We start from the raw sequence: 3,273 nt of genomic DNA, 5'->3' as shown, positions 1-3,273 counted from the left end.
GATAGTGCGCTCGCGAGGCCCTCCGCGGCAACCTGCCGTGCAGGTTCCGCGACCAGGATCGAGCGGAACGGTGCGTAGTAGCCCCCGAGAGAACTGAACTGAACCCCCGCGACCCGCTGCTTGGCGACCGGCGCCAAGCCGATCAATGCGCCGTCCGGGCCGTGCGTCGCCAGATATGTGAGCGGTCCCACCCAGGAATTCAGTGGCAGAAAGCTGCGAGCCCAGCAATCGAACCACGCCTCGGTCAGGAACGCTTTCGCCGGGACAACCTTACGCAAGAGCGCGCACCATTCGGGATGCGCTGGAACCGCTTCATGCGCTGCGTTTTCTTCGGTTCCGTGTGCGTTCGAAAGCTTGTCTTCGAGGATCCGAGAACGTCCCACTGTCCGGTACGGGAGGCGGCAAAAGTCGAATTCTGCTCAAGACCGCCATGGCGAGATAGGCAAAATGTGGCTTGTCGGCGATCATTGTCTCCGACGCGAGCAGGATATTGACCGACTGGGAGATGGCGGAAACGTCCGAGGTTTGGCAGCGGCTTGACAGACCGACGCCCGAGAGCGTCGAGGCGGTATGTCAAGCGCTTTCCCTGAGTGCGTTTGCCGAGCGGATCGAGCTTCCGGGCGACCCTCAGTGGATCGCGCATTCCGTCGACAGCGAATCCAAGAGCCTCCTGCTTTACACGCTCGGCGGCCAGCGGCTCGCAGGTCTGGCGTCCTTCTTCGTTCATCCCTCGACCTTGAGGCTCGCGCTTGGCGAGCTCACGTTCCTCTCTCGGCCGGTTCGGCGGCTGACGGCTTTCGCTCCTCCAATCGTCGATGCGGCTGGAAGTCGAGAGCGGGAGCGCGATCTGCTTTCTGCGCTGCTCGTCCGCATTCGCGCGGACCTTGCTCCCGACGAGGCGCTCTTCTTCGAGGGAGTCCCGGAGGAAACGGCGTTCTTCGAGCTGCTACAGGCGCCCGAGATTCGGCGCTGTGGTTTCTACGCGCTGCGCTTCGGGAAGCTCTTTCACCACCGATTCGCAACGGTGCCGGAAGGCTACGAGTCGTACCTTCGGAACCTCGGAGCGCGTACCCGCTCGGATCTCCGAAGCACTCGCAAGAAGTTCTATGCCCACGTCGGAGATTCGGGGCGGATCCGCTGCTTTCGCGATCCCTCGGAAGTAGGCGAGTTCCTGTCGGATGCGACGGCGATATCGCGCAAGACTTATCAGCACCGGCTGCTGGGCGCGGGCCTGCGCGATCCGGGCAAGCTGGAGCGACGATACCGGTCGACTGCAGAGCTCGGATGGTTCCGGAGCTACGTACTCTACGCGGGCAAAGAGCCGGTCGCATTCCAAGTTGGACATGTTTACCGCGGGACGTTTCACGCGCAGGAGATCGGCTATGACCCGGAGTGGGCCAGGTATCACGTCGGGATCCTCTTGCACACCGAGATCCTGATGGATCTGTCGACCGGCGCAAGTGGCGTGAAGCGTTTCGATTTCGGAAATGACGACAGCCTCCATAAGCAGCGCCTCAGCACCGACTCGCGACGTGAAGGCTATTTCTACTTGATTCCAGCGACGCTACGCGGCGCTATCATGGCAAAGTCCATGCATGCAACGAATGGGGCTTCCGCGGCACTTGGTGCGATCCTCGGGCGCTTTGGGGCCCGAAGGCGGGTACGTGATTTCTTTCGTCGGCTGGGTGTCAACCGCTAGCTCGGCCCGAATACCGGTCGGCTGCTGTACTATGAAAGCGTCAAGTGAGCTTGAAATCTGATTCGATCGGCGCGCTGCCACGCGCGGCAAAGGGTGAGTCGTCTTGCTAAGGGTCTTTCTCACGGTCGATACGGAGGTCTGGCCGCGCGCCGAGAGTTGGCCCCACACGCCGCTCGCTGCCGACCAGACGTGTGACCGCGAGATCGAGGTGTACCTGCACGGAGGGAAGATCGAGCCGCGATTCGGGATTGCGTATCAACTGGCAACGTTGGCACGCAATAGGCTCAAGGCCACGTTCTTCATCGACCCTCTGTTCTCCCTCGCGTTGGGCGTCAAGCCCTTGGTGCGTGTCCTCGAGCCGATCCACGAGCACGGACAGGAGGTGGGTTTGCATCTTCATCCGGAATGGCTCACGGACCCGCGATGCGTAGGCCTGCCCGATTTCGCGGGGCCCTGTCTGTGGCAATACGGGGTCGAAGATCAACGGCGCTTGGTACGCGCGGGACTCGCGAGATTGCTCGAGGCTGGCGCCCGAGTCATACGCGTGTTCCGGGCGGGAAGTTATGCTGCCAACCGGGACACTCTCACGGCGTTGCGCGGGGCGGGGATTCGCATCGATTCGAGCTTGAATGCCTGTCATGCGGAATCGTTTCCAGACCTTGAGCGCCGGGAGGAGATTCGCGCCCCCTCGCACCTGGACGGGATCGTCGAGCTTCCCGTGACGACGTTCGTCGACCGTCCGCCCCACGGCAGGCGGCCCCTGCAATTGGCGGCCTGCAGCCTGTCGGAGATCCGCTACGTGCTCGAGCATGCTGAGGCCACCGGGTGGCCCGCTGTCGTGATCGTCATGCACAGCTTCGAGCTCATGCAGATCGGCAGGTTTCAGGGCACGGGTCTCGTTGCCCACTCGAAGGTCCTGGTGCGTCGCTTCGAGCGCTTGTGCGAGTACCTCGCTGCGAACCGGGAGCGGATGAGAACCGCGCACTTCTCGGAACTCGACCTTGCTTCATTGCAGGCGCCTGACGGAACGCCAGACATTGTTTCATCGGCGCTGCGCACCACGGCGCGACAGGTCGAGCAGATTATCTCGAGGTTCCATTGACTCCCTGTGATCGTTCGGCGCCCTCGCGCGAGGCGCGAGGGTGGGAGGAGACTCGATATCACCTCACCTACCGCGTCGGCGAGCTCACGCTCTTCTCCAGGAGTTTCAGCGCGCTTAGCCTAAGAGACCACTTCTTGACATTGTCCCCGATTCCCGAGGATCCGCCGCCGCCGCTCGCCCGCCTGGGCGAAGGAATCGACGTCATCGTCACGCGCTCCCATCCTGTCAGCGGGCCGCTTCCGTCGGTGACCAGCTCGAAGGACGCGCTTCGGTACGTGCCATCGCAGTACTTGCGCCGATATACCGAGCTCACCGGGACATTCCAGGACTATCTCGCGACGTTCAGCGGCAAGACGAGAAACACGCTTCGCCGCAAAACCAAAGCATTCCTTTCCCAGGGGGCCGGGAGCGAGATGCGTGCCTACGCTCGCCCCGAGGAAATGGGAGAGTTCTACCGGCTCGCGCGGAAGGT

The 3,273-nt window shown here is 62.6% G+C and carries 4 protein-coding genes; 3 read left to right on the top strand and 1 reads right to left on the bottom strand.

All coding sequences use genetic code 11. The features are described 5' to 3' along the window. A partial coding sequence (locus VEK15_00075) for a hypothetical protein (GenBank protein HXV59058.1) occupies positions 1–278 on the bottom strand: 278 nt, incomplete at its 3' end. A 176-nt stretch (positions 279–454) separates the two neighbouring features. Between VEK15_00075 and VEK15_00070 the strand changes: the two genes are divergently transcribed. The 3 genes from VEK15_00070 to VEK15_00060 form a co-directional block, all read left to right on the top strand. After that, positions 455–1,699: a GNAT family N-acetyltransferase gene (locus VEK15_00070; GenBank protein ID HXV59057.1), complete on the top strand. Its 1,245-nt coding sequence runs from the start codon at positions 455–457 to the stop codon at positions 1,697–1,699. A 103-nt stretch (positions 1,700–1,802) separates the two neighbouring features. After that, positions 1,803–2,801, top strand: a complete 999-nt coding sequence (locus VEK15_00065; GenBank protein HXV59056.1) for a hypothetical protein — start codon at positions 1,803–1,805, stop codon at positions 2,799–2,801. A gap of 134 nt (positions 2,802–2,935) precedes the next feature. Then, the coding region (locus VEK15_00060) for a GNAT family N-acetyltransferase (GenBank protein ID HXV59055.1) at positions 2,936–3,273 on the top strand (338 nt) is incomplete at its 3' end.

Source organism: Vicinamibacteria bacterium (assembly GCA_035620555.1).
Taxonomy (GTDB): domain Bacteria; phylum Acidobacteriota; class Vicinamibacteria; order Marinacidobacterales; family SMYC01; genus DASPGQ01.
Note: the sequence above shows the minus strand (reverse complement) of the source record. Positions and strands in the feature narration are given on the sequence as shown.